This window comes from Rhodoferax sp. RT4P68 (assembly GCF_056521305.1).
On the sequence record NZ_JBWMBB010000023.1, the window covers coordinates 17,446 to 37,186 of the forward strand.

Sequence of the window (19,741 nt, forward strand, 5' to 3'; positions counted from 1 at the left end):
TCTCCTTCAGCTGCGCAAACTCTACGTTGCCTGGCCTGGGCGACATTGACGCCGCGCAATGTCTAGGCAGCAACACCAGCCTGGGAACACCAGTCATACCGTTTGTGCAAGCCAATAGTTGGCAGTTTCTTCGTTTATGTGGGTATGCCTCCCTATACTGCCTGGCCTTTCCCCCAACCAGCACCAGACCTTTGGGCACCGCAATCCACATCGCTGTTCTCGATGATGAAGTCGACATCACGACGCTGCTGGCCAAGTACCTGCGTAGCCACGGGTTCCGTGTGACGCCGGTGCACACTGGCCCGGCGCTGATGGCGCTGCTGGCTGCCGACCCCCCCGCGCTGGTGCTGCTGGATCTGGGGCTGCCGGGTGAGGACGGAATCGCTGTCGCCAGGGCCGTGCGCGAGCGCAGGGCCTGCGGCCTCGTGATCGTGACCGGTCGCGGCGACATCGTGGACAAGGTGGTGGGCCTGGAAGTGGGTGCGGATGACTACGTCACCAAGCCGTTCGACCTTCGCGAACTGGTGGCCCGGGTCAAGGCCGTGCTGCGGCGGTTGATGCCGAACGAATTGGACGAGCCCGGCATGGCCGCATCTTCGCCTTCGAGCCCCGCGGCTGCAGAAGTGCTCGTGTTCGGCGACTGGCGCCTGGCAACCGCTAGCCGCTCTTTCACCCATGCCCAGGGACGTGACGTGGCGCTGACCACCGGGGAATACGAACTGCTTTGCGTGTTCGTCCGCCATCCGGGGCGCGTGCTGTCCCGCGACTTCCTGTTGGAGCACACGCGCCACCGCGAGGCAGCCCCCTTCGATCGAACGATCGATGTGTTGGTCGGGCGGTTGCGCAGGAAGATCGAGGCCGACCCTGAAGATCCCCAGATCATCAAGTCGGTGCGCGGCGCGGGCTACATCCTGGTGACGTCCGTCTCGCGGGCCTGAGAACTTCCGCGCTGCGCCGTGACAGCATCCACCCCTCCACCCACATTGGCGCTGCCTGCGGGGATCGACGAGAGCACCGTCTTCCGTTCGCTCTTTGGCGCCTATCCTGACGCGCTGCTGGTGGTCGATGGCAGCGGTCGGATCGTGATGGCCAACCCCGCTGCAGCCGCCTTGCTGGCGTATACGACCGTTGAACTGGTCGGTCTGCACGTGGAGACACTGGTTCCCGACAGCATCCGCCCGCGCCATGCCGCCTACCGTGAAGACTACCAGCGCGCGCCGCGGTCGCGCCCCATGGGCACGCACATGGAACTGGTCGCCAAACGCAAGGACGGCACCGAGGTGATGGTGGAGATCGCCCTCAGCCCGCTGCAGGACCACGGGCTTCCACTGGTCGTCGCGGCCATCCGCGGGATCGGCGCCTATCCCCGCGTGCAACAGGCACTGCAGCGCGCGCGTTATAGCGAGTTCCTGGCCACGTTCGGCCGCGCGGCTGTTGACGCGCGCAGTCCACAGGCGCTCCTGGACATGGCGCCCGCCATTGCAGCCGAGGCTCTGCAGGTCCCGCTGTCCATCATCAAAATGCTCAGTGAGGACGGCCAGACGTTCGTGGTCGCCAGCGGCGTTGGCTTGCTGCCAGGCGAGCAGGTCGGCGCCCGCGTGCCGGCCGAGCCCGGCTCACCGCCGGGTTTTCTGCTGATGCAAGGCGACATGGTCACGGTGGAAGACTACGCCACGGAGACCCGCTTTGCCGTGCCGCAGGCCTACCTTGACGCCGGCTTCACCAGCGCGCTGGCCGTACCGCTGTACGACCGAGGCCGCGTGATCGGCACCTTGAGCGTGCGCTCTCGGGACGCCCAACGCTTCGGAGATGAGGAGCGGCGGTTTTTGGGTTCACTGTCCAGCCTGTTGTCCACCAGCCAGCAGCGGGCACGGTCGGAAGAAGCGCTGAATCACGCGCAGCGCTTGGAAAGCGTGGGCGAACTGACAGGCGGCATCGCGCATGATTTCAACAACCTGCTGACTGTGATCCAGGGCAACATGCAGGTGCTCGAAGAGTTGCCCTCGCTTGCCAACGACGACGATGCACAGCAGATGCTGGGCGCCGTGATGCGGGCCGGCCGCCGCGCCGCAGAACTGACGGGCAAGCTGCTGGCGTTTTCGCGCCGACAGCTTCTGCAGCCAAGCGCGGTGGATCCGGAGCCGATGCTGCAGTCACTCGCCGATATGTTGCGTCGCACATTGGACCAGCGCATCCGCATCGAGGCGCACACCGAGCCGGGCTGCCCACCGGTGATGGCCGACGCTGTTCAGCTGGAGTCCGCACTGCTCAACATCGCCATCAACGCACGTGATGCGATGCCGCACGGCGGAACGTTGACCTTCAGCGCCGAGCGGTGCACGGTGTTGCCGGAACCCGCAAGGCTCGCCCTGGACGCCCCGGCCCCGGCGGCGGACCAGTTCGTGGTGTTCCGGATCAAGGACACCGGCACCGGCATGCCCGAGCAAGTGCGCGAAAGAGCGTTCGAGCCGTTCTTCACCACCAAGGACGCGGGACGCGGCACCGGGCTGGGCCTCAGCACGGTCTACGGCTTCGCCAAGCAATCGCTCGGGGCGGTCACGATCGAAAGCGCTCCGGGGGCGGGGACCACCCTCGTGCTGTACATGCCTCGGCCACGGGGGGATGGCGCCCAGGCCCCCCACGCTGTGCCTTCCGATACCGAGATGCCGTCCGGCCTCAAGGCCACGGTGGTGCTGGACGATGCCGCGGTGCGCAAGGTGGTCGAGACTTGGGCCTTGGGGCCGCGCGCATCAGTGCAGCAATGACGCGGACCCGCACCGCTGCACGAAGACGGTCAGCGCGTGTGGATCGGGGATGCGTACATCACGCCGGCCTCGTTCAGCAAAACAGATGATCTTGTCGCGGGCCAGCCTGGAAAACGCGCGGCTGACGCTCTCAAGCGTCATGCCCAGATAGTTGCCGATTTCGGCGCGGGTCATGCGCAACGTGATCTCGTCGGTGCGCAGGCCGCGCTGGGCCAGTGCGTCTGCCATGTTCCGCAGGAACTCGGCCACGCGCGCATCGGTGGGCAAGGTGCAGACCGACATCAACGAATCGCGGTCGCGTGCGATCTCGCGGCTCATTGCCTCGTGGAGCAGTTTGAGCAGCTCGGGCGTGCTCACGCAGGCTGCGAGCAATGCGTCATAGCGAATGACCCAGACCTCGCCGGTGTCCAGCGCGACGGCATCGCACGCATAGCTCCCTTCGGCAATGCCATCGAAGCCGACCCAGTCGCCGCGCAACTTGAGCGCAACCACCTGTTCGCGTCCATCGGCGGTCAGGTTCACGACTTTGACAAACCCCGAGCTCATGAAGTACAGGTTGGCGAACCGTTCACCGGACTGGTAGAGGGTGTCGCCTGCACGCACCATGCGCCGCTGCAGTTCCAGAGAACTGCTGAGCAGTTCCAGGCTCTGCGTGATCCGCTGGTGGAACGATATGGTGGGAGCGCGGTGCAACGACTCCTGCGGAGCGCTCGCAAGCTGGCTAGGTACATCATGGGAACCGAAGGCGCTGGTGGGGTTCAATGTGTTCTCCCGAGCCGCTGGGGCGGGCGGCGTGGACCCATGCTAGAGACCACTGCGCAACAGCATGACAACAGCCCAACGCAAGCAGTAACACTGCGTGAATGCTCTGTGTACATCCAGGCGCCTTGCACCTGTTTGGCGGCGCGCGCTGTGCAGCTGCGGCCAAGACGTCAGTCGAACATCTGCAGCACCAGGGCCTGCAACAGTCTGCGGCGCTTCTGCGGCGCAGGGTCGTCATCTTGCAGCAGGTGCGCCAGCACTCTCGCCTGCCGTGCGGCGGCGATATGACCGCTGGTCACGGGGATATTGGCAGCGCGGGTCAGTTGCGCGACCACGCTTTCCGGCAGGCTGTCGCATTCGACCACGGTGTACAAACGGCTCAGCAGCACGGCGGCGGCGCCGATCTTGTCCGCTGTGCTCGCGACTGTCAGGTCCGTACGGATGATGGCCACACGGGCGCCCAGTTCGACGGCGGCATCGCGAAACGGTTCGATGATCTGCAGGCGCAGATTGCCGCACAGCAGGCCCAGGTGATGAGACCGAAGCGGTTGGAACGGTGACACTGCGCGCGCCGCGGAGTGCAGCCACGCCGCGCGGGTCAGCACGGCGTCGAGATCCGGACGGGGCTGCCGTCTGCTTTCGTTCACCATGGCGGACGCCCGCGCTTTCGCCCGTTGCGCACGGTGCGCCGCCCCGACTGAGCACATGAATGCACGATACCCACCAGACCAAGAAGTTGCGACGTCCACGTTAGTGGCACCCCGCATTCAATGTCTGCGCTGCGTCAAAAAATCCATCGCAGGTTCACACCGGCCGGTGGTGCAGTCCCGCTGAATGTTCGTGCGATGCCTGGCAGGTGGTGCAGCGCACGGCCGACGGCTGCGCGTGCAGCCGCTGCACATCGATGGCTTCGCCACACACGATGCAGATGCCGTGCTCTCCCGCCATCAGACGCGCGAGGGCGGCGCGCACGTCGTCGAGTTCGGCGTGCATGCGCTGCGCCTGGGCGTCACCCATCAGCTCGTCTTCCGCGCGCTGCGCGCCCTCCTTGAAATCGGTGACGCCACGTTCTTCCGGTGCGTTGGCCACATCCAGCGTGGCCCGTTGGATGTCGGCCAATCGTGCCAACAGCTCCTCCTGGCGCGCGTGCAGGGTTTGGTAAGCGCCGGCAAGTCCGACGGAAGGGGGAGTACGGCTGGTGTTCATGAGACGGAGCTTGCGCCGCATGGACCCCTAAAGCCTTGATCGGCGTCAGACTTCATGCGTACGCCGAAGGCCGCCGTATGGCGACGCTGCTCACCGGTGAGGCCTCTCCACGCACAAGCCGACGGCGGCGATCCTTTCGACGTCCACATAGGCGTCCACGACCAGCTCGTCGCCGAACACGTCCGGGTCGATCTCCTCGTACGTCCAGCGCCAGCCAGTGGCTTTGATCGCGTCCTCGATCTGTTCCAGAAACGTGTCGTTGCCGCCTACGATGGGCGAGCCCGAGTACACCATCAGGCGCCCACCAGGACGAAGGCGGGCCAGGCCTTCCTGAACGATGCGCACCGCAAGTCCCGTTCCCCAACGCCCACCGCCGTGGCGGTAGGTTCGCGCTGCGGCATCGTGCAGGTAAGGTGGATTCGCCACGATGCAGTCAAAGTCTCCGCTGATCTGCGTGTAGAGGTCGGACACCACGAACTCGGCGGCAATGCCGGCCAATACCGCGTTGGCGCGGGCCATTTCAAGCGCCATCGGGTTGATGTCCGCAAGCACCAGCCGGGCGCCGGTGCAGGTGCTGGACGCGGTCATGCCGCCGGGGCCCGCACCGCAACCTATATCGAGAATGCAAGCATTGCCCGGCAGCGGAACTCTGGCCAGCTCGTCTCGAATGAACCTGGCGAAGCGGTACGTATCGGGCCCGAGAAACACAGCGTCCTGGTCCTGGGTGGGATAGGCCGAGTGCGCAAAAAGTCGGCCGCCCACAGTGGCAAAACGAACCTTGCTGGCGAGCCGGCCATCCGCACGATCCTCCAGCAGGCCGCCCATCCGCAGCAGGCCCAGCACCTCCGGATGGATGCTGCGAGCGTTGAAAGGCCGACTCCAGCCGAAGACTTCGCGCTGATTGCCCGCGCCTTCTGCGCCAGGTCGGGCATTGACGATCTGATGCGTCGCAGGCGTGGGGGGCACGAAGGCATATCCGCTGGTCTGCAGCCATTTTCCCAGGGCCACCAAGGCCTGCACGACCGGGCGATCGGCGATGGAAATGGGGAGCTCAGTGGGCATGACGGAGCCGAAAAGCATTGCGTGTGATGTGCCATCCAAGGATGGTGGCCAGCTTGTGAGAGCGCATGTCGAAATGTCCGGTTGAAACGAGCCTGATCCGGGCAAACGGCGTACCCGAATACGCACTGGCTGCCGGTTTGTGGCGCTAGTGTTGCGGCCCGGGCAGCGGGCGCCAGCCGTACAAAGTCCCGATGCGGTGACGGAAAAGTTCGGCAGGACGCCTTCGACAGTATGGTGCGATAGCTGTCGCAAGCCGCCCTGCGCTGGCGGCCGATCCGGTGCTCAGGCTGTGCCGCTTGCCCTGCGCGAGGGGGTTGCAGGATCAGCCTTTGACCGGTTGCTCCTGCTCCTGCGCCTGCCTGCCGCCCGTCTGTTCGGACGCGGGCGGCGATGGCACGGTGGTCACGGTCACCGACACCGGGTCGCTGGCGGGAAAGCTCTCCTCGATCCCGTGGTCCAGCGCATCTTCGGTCGGCTCCTCAGGCAGCGGCTTGGCCGGATCGGCCGGCGGGTGGTGTGCGGCCGTGGGAAAGGGCCAGGGGCGATCGGAATCAGCCATGTCAGGCCCCTCCGATGCCGGCGTTGACCTTGCCTGTGCCTTGGCAGCTCGTGCAGGTGGCCGGGCCGACCTGGCCGCGGCCGCCGCACTCACGGCAAATGGCTTCGCCCGTGCCTGGCGTGCCCGGCGGCGCGTCGTCGCCAGGCGCCATGGGGGCTGCGGGGGCCGTGGAGGGTGGCACGGCAGGGTCTGCCGCGCGCGGGGTATTGGTTGACAGATCTTGGTTCATGCACGTGTGGGGCAATGCGCGTTCCCTGCGCGCCGGGGCTGGCTGCAGCCGCTGCATCGGCTGGGCCATGAAGAAGTTGCAGCACTTGTTACCGCCGCCGCGTACGCATGCCGTGTCGCCCTGCGCGCCGACAAAGCCTGGTTCCCCCTCCGCCCACCGTCAGCGTGGAAGGCATGCGCCTTGCCCAGCATCACGATGAAAGGAACACCACAGTGACCCAACCGACTGAACCCCAGCTGGCCGAACTCGAACGCCAACTGAAAGCGCGAGAAGCCGAACTGCAGCGAGAAGTGCGCGACCTCGATGCCGAAGCCAACGAAGGATCGGGGCAGACCACCTCCAGCGGCACCGGCATGGCGGGCGACCCGGGCGACGAGGGCGACCGCAGCGAACACGCCATCCGCACCGCCGTGCGGCACGCCGAGAAGGAACGCGACCAGCAGGAACTGCGGCAGATCGAGGGCGCGCGCGAGCGCATGCGCGACGGCAGCTACGGCGCGTGCGTGGACTGTGGCGCGGACATCCTGACGGCCCGGCTCCAGGCGCTGCCCTCGGCAGAACGCTGCATCCCCTACCAGGAGGCCTACGAGCGCGGCCACGACGATGGCGCGCGCATTGAACTGGGGTCCTGAGCGGCCGAGCCCCCTGCGCCACCGCTCTGCCCTGCGCCCGCCCCTCTACACATTCGAAAGAACACCATGCACGCTTCTCTCAACCGCGCGTCCGCCTCCACCACGATCGCGCACAGCCTGGTGGCCGGCACGCTGGCCGCCTTGCTGTCTGCCGGCGTGCTGGGCGCGGCCGGGCGGCGCGAGAACGGCTCGGCCGCCGCGCCCCTGAACGCCGTGAGCCACTGGTATTGGGGCGACGAGGCGCTGCACCGGCAGAACGTCGACGTTGCGCACACGGCATCGGGCTACGCCACGCACCACGTAACGTCGGTGTTCTGGGCCGGGCTGTACGCGCTCGCCGCGCGCAACAGGCCTGCCCTGCGCACCGGCACAGGCGCCGTGCTGGGCAGTGCCGCGACGAGCGCGCTGGCCTGTTTCGTGGATTTCCGGCTGACGCCCCACCGGTTCACGCCGGGCTTCGAGCACCGGCTGTCCAAGCCTGCCCTGGCAGGCGTGTACGTGGCCTTCGCCCTCGGTCTGGCACTGGGAACGCTGGCGGTCTACCGAAGCGCGACACGCCCACGGCCATGAGCCTCGCATCCCCGGCCACCCGTGTGCGCCCGGCCAAGGTGCTGATCGTCGGTGCAACCGGCCTGATCGGCGCCGCGCTGGTACGGGCGCTCACCGCGCGGGGGCACCAGGTGATCGCCGCGGCGCGCGGCACCCGCTCCCTGGCCGATGGCAACCAGATGACGACGATCACCGCTGACATGGCCAGCGTGCCCGCAGCACGCTGGTGGGCGCAGCAACTTGCCGGGGTGGACGTGGTGGTCAACGCCGTTGGCATCTTTCGCGAGCAGGGCCGCCAGAGCTTCGAAGCCCTGCACACGCGGGGGCCCATCGCGTTGTTCGAGGGTGCCGTCCAGGCCGGGGTGCCGCACGTCGTTCAGCTCTCGGCGCTGGGCAGCGACGCGCATGCGGTGACGGCTTATCACCGCAGCAAGCACGCGGCCGACCAGGCACTGCGCGCGCTGCCGCTAGGCGCGCTGATCGTCCAGCCCTCGCTGGTGGTGGCGCCACACGGCCCGAGTGCGCGGCTGTTCCGCCAACTGGCCGCGCTGCCCATGCTGGTGCTGCCGGCATCGGATGCGCGGGTGCAGCCGGTTTATCTGGACGATCTGGTCGAGGCCATCGTGCGCTGGGTCACAAGCCCAGCGGCAGGCTGCATGACCCTGGCCGCGGTGGGACCGACCCCTCTGACGCTCAAGGCGTACCTTGCAGCGCTACGCGTTGCGCTGGACTTTCGACAACCGGCCTGGGTGTTGCGCGTGCCGCCCTGGCTGGGCATCGCGGCGGCGGATGTGGTGGGCGTGCTGCCCGGCAGCCCCATCGACGGCAATGCGGTCCGCATGCTGCTGCGCGGCAACGAAGGCGACGCGAGCGGCATCGCCGCCCTGCTGGGCCATGCGCCGCGGCCGGTGGCCGATTTCATCTCGCCCGGCGAGCGTGTTGAGGCGGCGCGCGCGGCGCTGCTGGACACGCTGGTGCCGCTTGCCAGACTCAGCGTGGCGGCGGTCTGGCTCTGGACCGCAGCGGTCTCATTCGGCCTGTACCCAGTGGCCGACAGCCTGCAACTGCTGGCCGACTTCGGCCTGCGCGGCCCACTGGCCCTGGCTGCGCTGTACGCCGGCGCCCTGCTCGATCTGGCCCTGGGCGTGTTGACGCTGGCAGCGCCTGCGCGCTACATGGCGCGCGTGTGGTGCGCGCAGTTCATCGTGATCGCGGGCTACACCGCCATGATCACGTTCACCATGCCGCAGTGGTGGCTGCACCCCTACGGGCCGCTGTCCAAGAACCTGCCCATGCTTGCGCTCATCGCCGTGCTGTGGGCGCTGCAGCGCAGGCGTTTGTAGCCATGGAATACATGCTGGCCAAATGGCTGCACATCCTGTCGTCCACCGTGTTGTTCGGCACCGGCATCGGCACGGCCTTCTACCTTCTGGTGGCCAGTTTGAGCCGCGACGTCGCACTCACCGCCGGTGTGACGCGCTGGGTGGTGCGCGCCGACTGGCTGTTCACCGCCACCACCGCCGTGCTGCAACCGCTGACGGGGTGGTGGCTCATGCACCTCGCCGGCTTTACACAGTCAGCACGCTGGCTGCACTGGTCCATCGCCCTGTATGTGCTGGCGATGGCGTGCTGGCTGCCGGTGGTCTGGCTGCAGATGCGGCTGCGCGACATCGCGGCCCAGGCCCAGCACGACGGCACGCCTTTGCCGCCAGGCTATTGGCGCTACTTCTGGGGCTGGTGCGCGCTGGGGGTGCCGGCATTGCTCGCCTTCCTCGGCATCTTCTGGCTGATGGTGGCCAAGCCTGCGTGAGCGTGGCACCCCCAAATCGTCCCCGAAGCCCCCAGGATGTCGAGAGACGCCATGAGGCGTCTTGAGACGAAAAAGCCCCGGCTGGCGGGGCTTTACGCGATTTTCTGAGGCTGTATGCGCCTCCTTGAAATCAGTTCCTGGCGGAACGGAGGGAGCCTAATCTACGCGCGTGTGCCAATACCCTCAACGGCACCATACTGCAGTTGGTAAGAAATGCCCCCAAAAGTGCCCCCACGCGCAGTGCACAGCAAAATTCGCAGGTTTGTTGCAAATAAACGACGGAATTGAGTCGCCGCATCACCATCCTCATGCACCAGGTTCCGTCGGTTACCGGAGCCCTGTACCTCCTCACGGGCATAGATCAACCGGCCGACTCCTGAAGGCAAAGTCCGCTCTGCGTGAGTTTCAACGAAGCCGCCGTGCCCTAAGAGGGTTCAAGCTTGAAGTGCGACGCCGGCAATGAGATCCGCAGCTTCGTGCCGGGAATGGAAGGAGAGAGCTTTGCGCGGCCGGTGGCTGAGCATGTGCTCCATGGCCGTGAGTTGCTTATGACTGACCCGGCTGAGGTCCATGCCCTTGGGCACGAACTCGCACCAAGCCGTTGGCGTCGTTGAGCGACGCTGCCAGGGACTGCGCGAGTCGCAGAACATGTCCATCCTGAGCTGGGCACTGAGCGCTTCGTGCATTGCCATCTCCTTCCTGGTCGTGCGTCATGGTCTTGCGCAGATCTCCGGGATGCTATTGAGGCCACGCTTGACGCTCGAGCACATCTGCGCGGAGGTTGCCATCGGGCTTGACCAGCAAGGTGTAGCCGCTTAGTTGTTCGACCAGTGTGCCCACCGAGTTGCGGTCCATGGCACCCTTGATCAGATCGCCTCCCCAATGACCGGGCACGATGCGCGCAGCCACTTCGGACGGTCGCGGGCAGATGTCGATCATGTTGGGCAGGCCACCCTTCCGCGCAGTGCACTCGCGCCGCTAAGCAGGCGTTGTGGCTCTCGCGCAGCAGGCAGGCCAATTCGGTACGCAGCGTGGTGGGCGGCATCGCACAGTAGATCGTCTCGTGCGACACCGGCATGGGTAGCGCGGGCAGCGCGAGCTCTGCCTGGATCGCTGCCTTGTTCGTGCGCGGCATTTTGCCTGCGATCTGCTGGGGCGATCAGCGGCAACGCAACCGTTCACCATCGTGCGCCACAATGGCGAGTCGTTATCGTTGCCCAACTTGCGGCGCGTGTCAGCGCCCACGCATCGGTTGGCCTGCGAGCGTGCCTGGGCAACGTCGGACTGGTAGCTGCTCACCAGTCCCATCGGCGTGCTTTTGCTGCAGTTGATTTCGCGGTGAATGGTGCAGCGGCTGAAGTTCAGCTGCGCGCAATGGCCTAGCCGCTGAAGCCGCGCTTTCGGCGGGGCCTCAACCACCATCCGATCGGCGGGCGCTACGTGCGAGTAGTTGGGCCCATTGGGGGCGATACCACAAAGCGCCATGTCGCACTTCAAACTTGCGACCGCCCTGCCCCAATTTGGACATACGCCGAGCGCCTAGAAAGTTTTTCAGACTCGTGCGGTCGTATGCGCGCACATTGGGTCTTGACTCGATTCAACTCTTTATTTCCATTATCATGAAGGCGGTATGTTTTTCGGAAACGATAAATGAACCGACCGCGTGTTGGCCAGCAGGCGGGATTTGGAAGCGGAGTTACGCCCGCGCCGTACCCAATGCAAGTGGCGGTGCGGACAGGCAAGTATTGCCTCTTTAGCCAGTGGTTGTGCACTCGTATTGACAGGCTTCGGTACTAAGGCGTCTGTAGCTCTCGAGTCTAAGAGCGGTTTCCCGTATGGCGACTCCACATAAGATGTGAAACGGGGCTATACATTAAGCTTCAGAAACCTCACAATTGCCGCGCGTCGCGCTCGACGCACAACTTGCAAAGTAGATTAGCAAAAATTTCGTTCGGCAGAATGCCATCCAACAGCAGAAGATTACGTGAAGCATCTACGTTTCAAGATCCAACGAACATGGAAACTGGTGTCTACCTAGGGCGCTGCCCATTCGAATTATGATCGAGTTTGGCGGACTGCTAGCCTATACATAAGCGTAAGAGTCGCCGGGCAGATAGCGCCTAAAGCCAGACGATTCTAAAGGCCCAGGCCACGCGACTGCCTTATTCTCAAGCAATGGGCCTAGATTACTCCTGCCTCGGACAAGATTTCGAGCATCGAACGAACGATCGGCGAAGCGTACTATTCCAGGTCTGAGCCCTAGGCTCCAGTTACAGCATTTTATCGATGGCTGACGGAGGCACGTCAGCGACCGTGAACCAACTCGATATTTCTACATTTCGTAACATCTTCGACCTGCCCGGCTGCGTTTTAGGGCTGCAGCATTGAAGCGTTCAAGATTTAGGTGCTGGTTCGAGCGAATCAGGAGGACATTGGCGATTTGGCATGGCCAAGATCTGAACCATTCGTCCCTTCAAAGGTTCCGCTTTCGAACATCGGGACCCAACGAATGCCGTTTCAACAGCCGATGGATGGTCGACGATGTTACAGGCCGGCCCGTACGCCGGATGAATGCCACTCGAACCTCTGCGACGCTGAAGCTTCCTCCCGCCTCCAGTCGCTTGACGTACGGGCTTAAGAACTCGATCTCATCCGTTTCGGACATGCTGGAGTTTCGCCGTCCGCCAGAGCCACGCATGGAGAAGATAGGCTCCCCCTCCCGGCGCCACCTCGAATGAAGGACGTGGACGGTTTCGGTACTCCACCCTAGGATCTCTGCAATCTGCGCGGCCGAACTACCCAAGGTAGCACGCAAAAGTACGCACTGGATGCGGCGGAATTCCTGAATACTGCTTGCGTGTTTCAGACAGTCGGCAATGCGTTGTACATCTGCAACATCAAAACCATTCATATCACTCGGCTCAGTAACTTCGGAGCAACCGATCTTATCGTTCGAACGCCAGAAAACAGTCTTGTGCAGAGCCGATTTCTTATGTTCCGACAATTCCAGTTATCAGAACTTGCACGCCTACGAGGCCTTAAACATGCTCGCCCCTTCCGAGTCAATGGTTAGTCAGTTTAAAGTTGCAACAATATGCGCACCGCTAGGATGCGGGCCGCGGTTTGGGTGCCCACAGCTTTTTGCAGAAACCGGCACGACATGATGAGCTGATGATGTTTTAGTCCGACGCAGCGGCGCGAATTATTTTGGGATATATAGACCCGCCACCACCGCCAGCTTACGATGCGAATCGGCGCATTGAAGTGATGAGGTGGATTTTTAGCGGGGCCTACGCGTCTCGCTTATTACGACGAATAGACCTTCAGAACTACTCGTTTTGGCTGAGGTCTGAAGCTTTCGATGTCGTTTTTATTTCCGGAGCGACTACGCGTGCTGTCAAAGCAGCCCTAGAGCTGTAGACTAGTAGGAACGATTTTAACTACGCCGGCCCGCTAATCAGAACGTTCATCGTCGCCTGTCAAGTGGCGCTAGCGTTAGATGGTCGGTGTTCATTCTTTGCCGGCTATACCACGACTAATGCTTCACCGTTCCCCTGGAAGCCAAAATACCACCCCGGGCCGATCAAAATCTCCGTCTGCATCAAACCTATCGACGCGGAGTAATTCGCCAAGGCTCACATCTTCAACAGCAGAGATGCTTCCATGCTTTCCTTGCGGAACTAGTTCAGAATGCACCTATGCAATCCAGACTGTAGCTTTCAGGCGACGTGGACTGTGACTGTTCACTCCGAAGAACTCGTCCCTATTTAGCGGCATGAGACTATTGCTATGTGTCAGTGCGCGCCCTCCCCGCCGCGTCGGGACGATTTTTCGACCAAGCGCGCTGACTAGTCGTAGTTGTGCGACATTTAGCTTGGCCGTTTCAACTTCGAAGCCACAGGCTGGTTATTCCGGAGAAAACGGAGGCCAGCTGTGCCGTGCCCAGCAGTTGTGGGAACACATCCAGCGGCCTGTTGAGCCTTGCGTTGCGCGAGGTCTACCTTTCCTAGAATGTCGGCGATGGCGTCCAGGTCGTCCTGGCTGTCCATGCTCCAGTTTGTCGCCCTCGGGCGGGCAGTGGCGGAGCAGCCTGTTGGAGTTCGCGCGGGTGCGCGCGGGGGCTGCCAACTGCTGGTGAGCGCATCTCCTTGCCTTGTTCGTTGGTAAAGCTCTTGCGTGTCGGATCGGGAATCGCGTTGAACTTGGCGATGGGGCCAGCCAGCGCCGAGCTTTCCGTTGCGTCGTCAATCTTGCCCAGCAGCACCAAGCGGCTTGAACGCTCCACCAGCACGCCCCTGAAGGACTTGTTGCCCGCCACCAAATGGAGAATGCCCTCCCAACTACCCGGCATCATCCGCGCACTGCGGGCTGCGCAGTCGCTCTGAAGGCGCGGCGCCTCAGTTGGAGAATCTGCAGAGCGCGTGATGCGAAGGCTTTCGTCTACACCCTCGCCCAGGGCAAGTCCAACCCAAGTTGCGAGGACCGACCTGAAGAGGCGAATCCGTTGGCCGGAACCGCAGTAGTTTCGATGCTGGGTGGTGGACCGGCTGAAGCTACAGGAAGTCAAAGACGGTGAAATCTTCCGTCGCGTGCGCCGCGAAAATCGCATTGATGGGCCCCTGGCAGCGGCAGCCGAACGTGACATTGTTGTGGCGCGATGCCTGCTGGCTGGCCGGCAATCCGGGTTTGTCACGGAAGCCGGTCGTCAGAACAGGCCGCTTCCTGACGATGGCCTCAACGGGGCACCAGCGCATGACAACCGTGTTGGGTTACTTTCGCTCCGAAAGCGCTGTGTCCGGAAAGCTGCGCAAGATGATGGACGATCCAAAACCTACCTGAGACGGTAGTAGCGTCAAAGCGTGGAAGGGAAATTTTCCCCGGCAACCCGGGCCGTGCCCTGAGGCCATCATCGATAAATGGATCCGTAGGGCTCCGGAAGTCACCCTCGTTGGTAGAGGAGCCGTCCCCCCAAGCGCCTCGAGTCGCTCAATCGGCGGTTTCTGCAGGGTTCTTTCGAGACCTGCCGCCAGCGAGGGTTGCGGACGAGAACTCCCGTACGTTTAGGCCCTCCACCTCCTCCATCACCTGGCGGAGCAACGGCGACACCGAGGCCCCTGTCGGCGACTGGACGTAGCAAAGCGCCAGCATTGTCAGCGGATGGACGCCTAGCGCGCTTGCGATCTCGTCCACGATCGCGAGCGATGGCGCGCGGTCGCCCCGCTCGAGCATCCTCACGTATCGCGATGATGTCGCTCCCTCCAATGCCTCCTGCGACATGCCCTGGGCGACCCGAGCGGTGCGCAGCACCTTCCGAAAATTGGCATGAGGTCGAGGTTTTGTTTGGCTCCTTGTCACGCTGGAATTAGCGCATCTAGAATGCAGCCAGAACAGGAACAAAAGTTCCTCTATTTTCGGTCGATCTGACCGCGGGCGGTCGACGTTCATTCAGCGGATGCATTCGAGAAAGGCGTGTGATGCCAAACGTCAAATCCGGCTCCCAGCAAACCCCTCAACTTGGGTGGCAGGGCAAGTCACTTGCAGTGCGGGTTGCAGAAGGTCTGCCCTTCTGGATCCTGAGCGAGGTCAGTGGTCGTCATCAGCTTGTTACTTCAGAACGAGACCTGAAGGCGGAACTTAACGGTGACGAAATCTTTGACACCGTCTTGGAAGTTCAACCGTGGGCCGAGGGGGAGTGGTCCGTTCGTAGCGCCGATCGCGTGCTGGCTCGCCAAGCCGAGGACGGTACGAGCCATACCTTGGTGCTTCAATCAGACATGGACCGTTGCCCGTACGACGGATCAAACAGACCAGCTGGTCGCGATCAGCTCCTCTGGATTCGTCGAAGAAGAACCAGCACGGTCGAGGAGCGGAATGCGCGGCTTGCAGAGCTTGCTGATCGCTTCCCGTACATGTTTGATCCCTCGGATCGGGAGAGCCTAACTTTCTACAGCGGGTGGTTCACGGGCTTTTCGGAGCTTTGCTTCCAAGTGGATGCGCTTCTCGGAGGCGACAAGCGGGGTTTTAGGTGGGCGGTCGCCAAGGAGAAATTCGGTGCCGCTCGCTACGTGTACTTGATCGACGGGCGCGTCGTTCTTCTACCAGACAAGCATCGATACCATGAACGCTGGAGCGCAGAGGAAGGTCCCGTTGACGCGGTCGCTCACGAGATCCGAATGAAGGTCGCGCAGGCGCGGGACGCCACCGAAACAGCTTGCATGGTGTGTGGTCAACCGGCCCGGCTCAGCGGGCTGAAGGGCTGGGTCCTGTGTCTGTGCGAACAGCACAGCGGCGACGAGATCGTTATTGACGTTTGGGAGTTGTCGGGAATGCATTTCGAACGGCCCCGCCGTCAAAGATGAGGTCGTGGCGGTAATCGAGGTGCGCTGACGAGGCTACCGAAACTCGGTGCGCCAACACCGTGGCTCTCTGCAGTGCAAGGACCACGCTATCGATCACATGTCGGCACCACCCGTTACGGCGCCTCGAGCACGATCCGGATGCCAACCAAAACGTATCGGGTCTCCGGAGTGTTCCAATTCCGGTAACTACATCGCGCGTACAGCGGCCACGTGTGCCACGACCCGCCACGCCGGACTTTGACGTCGCCCTGTTCGGCCCCTTGTGGATCGTTCTTCGGAGAGGCGGCGTAATAGTTCTGCCCGTACCAGTCGGCCGTCCACTCCCACACGTTGCCCACCATGTCATGCAGCCCGAACGCATTGGGCGCAAGTGCGCCTGCCGGGGCCGTGAAGGCATACCCGTCGCGAAATGGAAACGCCCGTTGAGACCACTGTGGCCAATGAACGGCGGTGTCAGCATCAAACACGTTGGCCTGTCCATGCAACGACCTAGGCACTGGATGCCCGGAACCAAGACAGGCGTATTCCCACTCGGCTTCTGTCGGCAGCCGGTAGCGCCGGCCCTCTAGTTTTGTCAACCAGCGCACCATCGCCTGTGCGTCGTTCCACGTCACGTTGACGACCGGATGGCTGTCGTCCTGTGCAAACCCCGCGTATTCCCACGAGTAGCGTGGGTTGCGCCCTGCGAACGCGTCGCCGCGTGCAGTGGCTTGGGGATCGTAGTCAGGGTCGTAGCCGTAGCCACCAGTTCCGTCGGCGATGGATTCAGGTACGTACCTTGAGCGCTGCACGAACGTGCGGAACTGGCCACGTGTGACCTCGGTGCGTCCCATGTAGAACGCGCGGGTGATCTGCACTTGGTGAAGCGGTCGCTCATCCCTAAGATCTTCCAGGCGATGGGGCTCGGTTCCCACATAGATCTCCTGCAGTTCGTGCAGCGCGTGCTCGGCGCCCATCGCAAACTCGCCTGGTGGGATCCGGACAAATTGCATTCCCAGGCTGTTGACCAGGATGTCGATCTCACCCGTGCCGCCGAGCACGCTGCAGCCCGAACTGCCAAAAACTGCGCACAGCCATGCCGCCGAGCGCAAGGTCTGGCCTGATGAAAGCAGGCGCATTTGTTTTCCCCAGTGAGGCACTCAACGCATGAAAAATGAATCAGACGCCGTACCTTGACCCAGCGAGTCGGCACGCAACCTCTGGGGCCATACAACTCGCAACTGCCTGACGAGCGTGCGCAAGCGCATAGAGCCAGACAGCCCAGGGGCGGCCATGCCTTCGGTGAACTTCAAAGGCCAACCGGGTCCGTAGCTCAGCAATTTTGGCGGCATCCCCCGTTTCAGTCGGCACACTCGGTTCTGAGCCGGCTTCGTAAGACCTTGCGTCCGCAAGAATTGATTCTTTCCACTATCCGAAGCCGCTTCAAGCCCCTCCAGCGCCAGGGCGGAAGACGCCGCGGCACCTCCGAGGGCGTCTGGGCGCCGGGCGAAAAGGTGGGCCTCGCCGCATGGTAAGCCACGCTGTCGCCAGATGCCGGATCGATCATCCTCAAATCGACGGATGCCAGGCCAGCCCTTCCAGAAGCTTCAACATGGAGGGCGTTGACGTGAGCGTCGCTGCGCAGCATTCTTCGCGTCAAGGTCGCCCCATTGCAAGTCGGTGCGACCTGAAGGTGGTCCGCGTCAGCAGTTCCTAAACTCATTGAAGCGGGTGCCGCAGTCGCAAAAGCCGATCTTGCCCCGTTTGCTGCCCCCAACTCTCTGGATTGATCATGACAACCTTTGCACTCTCCGAGGTTCCCCGAGGCACGCCTCTCAGACGGCTCGACGCCCGCGCAAGTGTGAGCAGCATGCTGGCCATGCGCGTGGAGGCCATGGGGGACCCCGCTCAAGAGCTGGTTTTATGCGACACCATCCATGGTTTTGCCAAAGCAGCTTGCACTGCCTTCTACCAACATCATCCGCTTGTCATCCGGCCTGACGACGTCTGGTTCTGCATCGCCCAGGGCTTTGCAACACACGTCGGGCAGAACACAGAGAAGCTTCGGTATCGGCTGGTCCAGCACGACGGCAAGGAAAAGCTCACCGTGGTCCGGGAGGATTTCGTTCTTGGTCAGGAGAACCCTTGGCCGGAGGTGTTCGCTTCCTTTTCTGATCAGATCGGAGCGCGGGTTGGCAAACTGATCGACGTCGTCAGCACACGCTTTTCCACTACAACGGGCGTCGAGCGCGCCGCGTTCGACGTGTGTTGGATGGACACTTTTCAAGGGTATTTCGAGTACGAGTCACTCTGCGGCTGTGGCATTCCCGAGATCACGTTGCTCGGAACGCCCGAAGATTGGTTGTCGATGATCCCGCGGGTCAAGCAACTGGCCGAATATGGCCTGGGAACCTGGAGTTCAGCGCTCACGCCCATCCTGGAAAAGATTGCCGACACGGCCGCAGGGGAAGTCGACATCCATTTCTGGCGGTCATTTTTCCGGTACGAGAGCGGATCGGGTCCGGCCGAACTCACGGGGTGGATCGTCACCTTGTTCCCCTACCTCATTGTCAATTGGACAACTAAAGCGGTGGCCCCGAACCGGTATCTGGCGACATGGCAAGAAGGCTTCCTTCGGGCGCAGGCGCGCGGTCGTGGCCAACTCGAGTTCGACATGGTGGAAGGCCCCAGCATCGACGCCATCCCGCAGGGACTTGCCAGCGCACCATTTCGTCTGGTCGACCTGAGCACCGGGTCTACGCACGACATGAGATTCGTCGCAGGGATGTTCGGCGTCGAGCAACACTCCCGAACACAGGCGCTCAGCACTTCATTCGGGTGGGCCGTCGTGTACGACTGAGAGACAGAAGTAAGGGATGGTCGGCTGAAGGATCCGCGCGAAGCCGACACCCGGTTGACGGCGCTCGAGGCTACGCAGGAGCTCGAGGCGACGGACTGACGCGAGGCGGCGTTGCTGGGCGGCGTCAGAAATGGATTCGCCACCGCCGGCAGTGGCGCGGATCGATCATTCGGCAAGCGATTGGCGGAAGAAATCTGGCTCGGCCATCGGCAACACTCCGAGAATCAGGATCTGAAGTGAGCATTCTCGGGGGGCGTGCAGCCAGAGGAACTGAACAGCCCCGGATTTTGAGGAGGCTCCTTCGATTGAGAATGGAGCCAACATGAAGAAGGCCCCGAAGTTTTCCGCCGAGGTGATCGAGCGTGCGGTGCGCATGGTCTTCGACGCTAAGGACCAGTACCCGTCTCAGTGGGCGGCAATAGAGTCGATTGCGGCCAAGATCGGCTGCACGGGCGAGACGCTGCGCAAGTGGGTTCGCCAAGGCGAGCGCGACAGCGGCGTGCGCTGAGGTTCCACGACGGCCGAGCGGCAGCGCATCAGGGAGCTCGAGCGCGAGGTGCGCAAGACCAACGAGATCCGGAAGCTGGCCAGCGCGTATGTCGCCCAGGCGAAGCTCGACGGCCATCACAAGAGGTGAACGCCTTCATCGACGAGCACCGCGCTCGGTGCGGGGTCGAGCCGATCTGCACAGCGCTGCAGGTCGCCCCGTCGGCGTATCGCCAGCACGCAGCGCGCCAGCGCGGTCCAAGCGTGATGCCCAGTTGCTGCCCGAGGTGCAGCGTGTGTTCGAGCAGAACCTGCAGGTCTACGGCGCCGACAAGGCCTGGCGCCAGTTGCACTGCGAGGGTCTGGCAGTTGCGCGCTGCACCGTCGAGCCTCAGCCGGCTGCTTGAGCTTGCCGATCCCCCGTGCCTAGGCCTCACAACCCGATTTCGAGGAACGCTCATTCTGATCATGCGCGCTACACCT

The 19,741-nt window shown here is 63.1% G+C and carries 20 protein-coding genes, 1 pseudogene and 1 other annotated feature; of the genes and pseudogenes, 10 read left to right on the forward strand and 11 right to left on the reverse strand.

Annotated features, from left to right (window positions below):
- Positions 1-191: 191 nt before the first annotated feature.
- Both AC099J_RS30395 and AC099J_RS30400 read left to right on the forward strand, forming a co-directional pair.
- On the forward strand, positions 192-938 hold the full coding sequence (locus AC099J_RS30395; RefSeq protein WP_479619055.1) for a winged helix-turn-helix domain-containing protein: 747 nt from the start codon (positions 192-194) through the stop codon (positions 936-938).
- Positions 939-956: 18 nt separating this feature from the next.
- Positions 957-2,765, forward strand: coding sequence for a PAS domain-containing sensor histidine kinase (locus AC099J_RS30400; RefSeq protein WP_479619056.1), 1,809 nt, complete (start codon positions 957-959; stop codon positions 2,763-2,765).
- Here AC099J_RS30400 and AC099J_RS30405 read toward each other — a convergent pair.
- The 5 genes from AC099J_RS30405 to AC099J_RS30425 form a co-directional block, all read right to left on the reverse strand.
- A complete protein-coding gene (locus AC099J_RS30405) occupies positions 2,751-3,527 on the reverse strand; it encodes a Crp/Fnr family transcriptional regulator (RefSeq protein WP_479619057.1) in 777 nt (258 codons plus the stop codon). The genes AC099J_RS30400 and AC099J_RS30405 overlap by 15 nt on opposite strands.
- Positions 3,528-3,697: 170 nt before the next feature.
- A complete protein-coding gene (locus tag AC099J_RS30410; RefSeq protein ID WP_479619058.1) occupies positions 3,698-4,177 on the reverse strand; it encodes a hypothetical protein in 480 nt (159 codons plus the stop codon).
- A gap of 154 nt (positions 4,178-4,331) precedes the next feature.
- Entirely contained in the window at positions 4,332-4,733 is a 402-nt protein-coding gene (locus AC099J_RS30415) for a TraR/DksA family transcriptional regulator (RefSeq protein ID WP_479619059.1), read from the reverse strand.
- Between the two features lie 90 nt (positions 4,734-4,823).
- Positions 4,824-5,813 (reverse strand): methyltransferase, encoded by a 990-nt coding sequence (locus AC099J_RS30420; protein WP_479619060.1) that lies wholly within the window; start codon positions 5,811-5,813, stop codon positions 4,824-4,826.
- A 304-nt stretch (positions 5,814-6,117) separates the two neighbouring features.
- Positions 6,118-6,354: a hypothetical protein gene (locus tag AC099J_RS30425; protein ID WP_479619061.1), complete on the reverse strand. Its 237-nt coding sequence runs from the start codon at positions 6,352-6,354 to the stop codon at positions 6,118-6,120.
- A 441-nt stretch (positions 6,355-6,795) separates the two neighbouring features.
- Here AC099J_RS30425 and AC099J_RS30430 point away from each other — a divergent pair, with 441 nt between their 5' ends.
- The 4 genes from AC099J_RS30430 (at position 6,796) to AC099J_RS30445 (ending at position 9,574) form a co-directional block, all read left to right on the forward strand.
- Positions 6,796-7,215 carry a TraR/DksA family transcriptional regulator gene (locus AC099J_RS30430; protein ID WP_479619062.1) on the forward strand — a complete coding sequence of 140 codons (420 nt, stop codon included), beginning with the start codon at positions 6,796-6,798 and terminating at the stop codon, positions 7,213-7,215.
- 66 nt (positions 7,216-7,281) lie between these two features.
- Complete coding sequence (locus AC099J_RS30435; protein WP_479619063.1) at positions 7,282-7,785, forward strand: hypothetical protein; 504 nt, start codon at positions 7,282-7,284, stop codon at positions 7,783-7,785.
- A complete protein-coding gene (locus AC099J_RS30440; RefSeq protein ID WP_479619064.1) occupies positions 7,782-9,107 on the forward strand; it encodes an SDR family oxidoreductase in 1,326 nt (441 codons plus the stop codon). The genes AC099J_RS30435 and AC099J_RS30440 overlap by 4 nt, the downstream gene beginning before the upstream one ends.
- 2 nt (positions 9,108-9,109) lie before the next feature.
- The gene (locus AC099J_RS30445) at positions 9,110-9,574 is read left to right on the forward strand and encodes a DUF2269 family protein (RefSeq protein WP_479619065.1); all 465 of its coding nucleotides are present in this window, start codon (positions 9,110-9,112) and stop codon (positions 9,572-9,574) included.
- Between the two features lie 434 nt (positions 9,575-10,008).
- Here the strand turns inward: AC099J_RS30445 and AC099J_RS30450 are convergent, their stop codons facing one another.
- The 4 genes from AC099J_RS30450 to AC099J_RS30465 all read right to left on the reverse strand — a co-directional run bounded on the left by AC099J_RS30450 (position 10,009) and on the right by AC099J_RS30465 (position 13,928).
- The gene (locus AC099J_RS30450) at positions 10,009-10,260 is read right to left on the reverse strand and encodes a hypothetical protein (protein WP_479619066.1); all 252 of its coding nucleotides are present in this window, start codon (positions 10,258-10,260) and stop codon (positions 10,009-10,011) included.
- Between the two features lie 52 nt (positions 10,261-10,312).
- Positions 10,313-10,513 (reverse strand): hypothetical protein, encoded by a 201-nt coding sequence (locus tag AC099J_RS30455; RefSeq protein ID WP_479619067.1) that lies wholly within the window; start codon positions 10,511-10,513, stop codon positions 10,313-10,315.
- A 1,534-nt stretch (positions 10,514-12,047) separates the two neighbouring features.
- On the reverse strand, positions 12,048-12,485 hold the full coding sequence (locus AC099J_RS30460) for a helix-turn-helix domain-containing protein (RefSeq protein ID WP_479619068.1): 438 nt from the start codon (positions 12,483-12,485) through the stop codon (positions 12,048-12,050).
- 1,095 nt (positions 12,486-13,580) lie between these two features.
- Positions 13,581-13,928: a hypothetical protein gene (locus AC099J_RS30465; RefSeq protein ID WP_479619069.1), complete on the reverse strand. Its 348-nt coding sequence runs from the start codon at positions 13,926-13,928 to the stop codon at positions 13,581-13,583.
- A gap of 218 nt (positions 13,929-14,146) precedes the next feature.
- Between AC099J_RS30465 and AC099J_RS30470 the strand changes: the two genes are divergently transcribed.
- Positions 14,147-14,413 carry a hypothetical protein gene (locus AC099J_RS30470; protein WP_479619070.1) on the forward strand — a complete coding sequence of 89 codons (267 nt, stop codon included), beginning with the start codon at positions 14,147-14,149 and terminating at the stop codon, positions 14,411-14,413.
- Positions 14,414-14,560: 147 nt separating this feature from the next.
- On the opposite strand, the gene AC099J_RS30475 is transcribed toward AC099J_RS30470, so the two are convergent.
- Complete coding sequence (locus AC099J_RS30475) at positions 14,561-15,019, reverse strand: helix-turn-helix domain-containing protein (protein ID WP_479619071.1); 459 nt, start codon at positions 15,017-15,019, stop codon at positions 14,561-14,563.
- 29 nt (positions 15,020-15,048) lie between these two features.
- On the opposite strand from AC099J_RS30475, the gene AC099J_RS30480 reads away from it, so the two are divergent.
- A complete protein-coding gene (locus AC099J_RS30480) occupies positions 15,049-15,933 on the forward strand; it encodes a hypothetical protein (RefSeq protein ID WP_479619072.1) in 885 nt (294 codons plus the stop codon).
- A 113-nt stretch (positions 15,934-16,046) separates the two neighbouring features.
- Here the strand turns inward: AC099J_RS30480 and AC099J_RS30485 are convergent, their stop codons facing one another.
- The gene (locus AC099J_RS30485) at positions 16,047-17,051 is read right to left on the reverse strand and encodes a formylglycine-generating enzyme family protein (RefSeq protein WP_479619073.1); all 1,005 of its coding nucleotides are present in this window, start codon (positions 17,049-17,051) and stop codon (positions 16,047-16,049) included.
- A gap of 731 nt (positions 17,052-17,782) precedes the next feature.
- On the opposite strand from AC099J_RS30485, the gene AC099J_RS30490 reads away from it, so the two are divergent.
- Positions 17,783-18,772, forward strand: a complete 990-nt coding sequence (locus tag AC099J_RS30490) for a DUF4419 domain-containing protein (RefSeq protein ID WP_479619074.1) — start codon at positions 17,783-17,785, stop codon at positions 18,770-18,772.
- Positions 18,773-19,094: 322 nt separating this feature from the next.
- A pseudogene (locus AC099J_RS30495) lies at positions 19,095-19,647 on the forward strand (transposase); the annotation flags it as partial.
- Positions 19,364-19,480, forward strand: a sequence feature (AL1L pseudoknot). (Overlaps the previous pseudogene by 117 nt.)
- Positions 19,648-19,741 lie beyond the last annotated feature (94 nt).